The organism is Pseudoduganella sp. RAF53_2, from assembly GCF_052113985.1.
In the GTDB taxonomy this organism is placed as follows: Bacteria; Pseudomonadota; Gammaproteobacteria; order Burkholderiales; family Burkholderiaceae_D; genus Rugamonas.
Map to the genome: position 1 here is coordinate 1 of NZ_JBFRDW010000779.1, position 2,471 is coordinate 2,471.

General features: G+C 61.4%; 3 protein-coding genes. All 3 read right to left on the reverse strand.

Annotated elements, in window-relative coordinates:
• On the reverse strand, positions 1-1,185 hold a 1,185-nt coding region (locus tag AB4Z11_RS29360; RefSeq protein WP_442029353.1), incomplete at its 3' end, for an MHYT domain-containing protein.
• Positions 1,186-1,245: 60 nt separating this feature from the next.
• Positions 1,246-1,731, reverse strand: a complete 486-nt coding sequence (locus tag AB4Z11_RS29365; RefSeq protein ID WP_442029354.1) for a glutathione peroxidase — start codon at positions 1,729-1,731, stop codon at positions 1,246-1,248.
• Positions 1,731-2,471, reverse strand: a 741-nt coding sequence (locus AB4Z11_RS29370; protein ID WP_442029356.1) for a PilT/PilU family type 4a pilus ATPase, incomplete at its 5' end; no start/stop codon positions are given. The genes AB4Z11_RS29370 and AB4Z11_RS29365, both read right to left, overlap by 1 nt.

Genomic DNA, 2,471 nt, shown 5'->3' on the forward strand with positions numbered 1-2,471 from the left:
GGAGATGCCGGGGATATTGCCGATCAGAGAGCGGAACTGGCGCTCGCTGTCGCGCAGCTGTTCTTCCATTTTCTTTTGCTGGCTGATGTCGGTCACGAAGCAGACGTAGATCTGCTCATCGGCCAGCAAGGCATTGCCGTATGCGGTGCGGATCGGCACGTGGCCGCCGCCTTTATGCAGGCCCAGTGTTTCCGGGGCGCTTTGCATCACAGGCCCTGCAATCAGCAGGCGGATATTGCGGCCGATGACTTCCTGCCGTTTCCAGCCGAAGATGCGCTCACCGGCAGCGTTGAAGTCGCGGATGGTGCCATCGGCCTGCATGGTGATGACGCCATCCACCGCCGTCTCCAGCATGGTATGCATCCAGGATGCGGTCTGGCTCAATTGGCGGAACAGGGCGCGGTAGCGCAGCAGCCAGTTAAAGGACAGCACCAGGGACGCGAACAGCGCCGTGGTCAGCGTAATGGCAAAGGAGAGGAAATTGGCATTGGCGATGCCGCTGGCCGGATCAATCGGGACGCGGCCGACAAAGCGCGCCGCCGCCATGCCGGTGTAGTGCATGCCTGCGATCGCGCAGCCCATGATCACACCTGCAATCAGCGTCAGCGTGCGGTCGCTGAGATGGCCGCGCAGACCGCGCAAGCCATAGCGCACCCACAGCGACAGCGTGGCCAATGCGACCGCTACCACGATGGATAAACCGAAAATCCACGGATCGTAACGCAGCACCAGGGCGCTGCGCATCGCGGCCATGCCGCTGTAATGCATGGCGCCGATGCCGGCACCGACCAGCACACCGCCTTCCAGCAAGCGCCCCCAGCTCATGTGCTGGCGGCCCAGCAGCGACAGCGCCACCCAGGAGGCGGCCATGCTGGGCAGCATGGAGATGACCGTAATCAGGGGATCGTAGGAAACCGGCGTACAGAGATTGAAGGCCAGCATGCCGATGAAGTGCATGGCCCACACGCCGCTGCCGAGCGCCAGGCTGCCCGTCAGCAGGGCCGCGTTACGCAGTTTTGGATTGACGGCGCGCGCGCTCTGGCCCGCCATCTGTAAGCCCATCCATGACGAGAAGCTGGCTACCACCACGGATAGCACAACCAGCCACGGATTGTAGATGCCGTAAGTAAGCAGGGCCGGGTCGCCAGGCGGCGAAAACAGCTGCGACAGTGTTGTCATGTCCATGCTGGCCTGCGTAGTCCTCCGGGGAAGGCGCCGCCCCGGTTCGGCTGCCCGGTGTGGGCCTTATTCTGCGAGCAGCTTCTCAATGTCCGCGGCCAGTTCTTCCGGCTTGGTCGTTGGCGCGTAGCGGTCGTACACCGTGCCGTCTTTGCGAATCAGGAACTTGGTGAAGTTCCACTTGATGCCCTGCGTGCCCAGCAGCCCGGGCGCGGCCTGTTTCAGATGCTTGTACAGCGGATGCGCGTCGTCGCCATTGACTTCGATCTTGGCGAACATGGGGAAGCTGACGCCGTAATTGCGTTCACAGAAGCTGCTGATGTCGTCCGCATTGCCCGGTTCCTGCGCGCCGAACTGATTGCAGGGGAAACCCAGCACTTCGAAACCGCGGCCACCAAATTTCTGGTGCAGCTCTTCCAGGCCCTTGTACTGCGGCGTGAAACCGCAMTRGCTGGCGGTGTTCACGACCAGCAGCACCTTGCCCTTGTACTGCGCCAGGTCGGTCGGATGGCCGGCCAGGCTGCTAGCTTGAAAATCATGAACGGTGGCCATTAGACGATCCCCAAATGTTCAGTACCGGCGGCCAGATCGCGCGTCTTGGCGGCCTTGCCTTCGAGTTTGATGGCCAGGCGCAGGTCGTTGACCGAGTCCGCGTTGCGCAGTGCATCTTCGTAGCTGATCTTGTCGGCTTCAAACAGATCGAACAGGGATTGGTCGAACGTCTGCATGCCCAGTTCGCGCGACTTCTTCATCAGTTCCTTGATCTCATGTACCTGGCCTTTAAAGATCAGGTCGGAGATCAGTGGAGAGTTAAGCATGATTTCGATCGCGACGGCGCGCCCTTTGGCGTCCTTCAACGGAATCAGGCGCTGGGAAATCATGCCCTTCAGATTGAGGGACAAGTCCATCAGCAGCTGCTGGCGGCGTTCTTCAGGGAAGAAGTTGATGATACGGTCCAGCGCCTGGTTGGCCGAGTTGGCGTGCAGGGTGGCCAGGCACAGGTGGCCGGTTTCGGCAAACGCAATCGCGTGGTCCATGGTCTGGCGGTCTCGGATCTCGCCGATCTGGATCACGTCCGGCGCCTGGCGCAGGGTGTTCTTCAGTGCGATTTCCCAATCGTCGGTGTCCACGCCCACTTCGCGCTGGGTGATGATGCAGTTCCTGTGCGGGTGGACGAATTCCACCGGGTCTTCAATCGTGATGATGTGGCCGTGGCTGTTCTCGTTGCGGTAACCCACCATGGCCGCCAGCGTGGTCGACTTACCGGAACCGGTCGCGCCGACCATGATCAC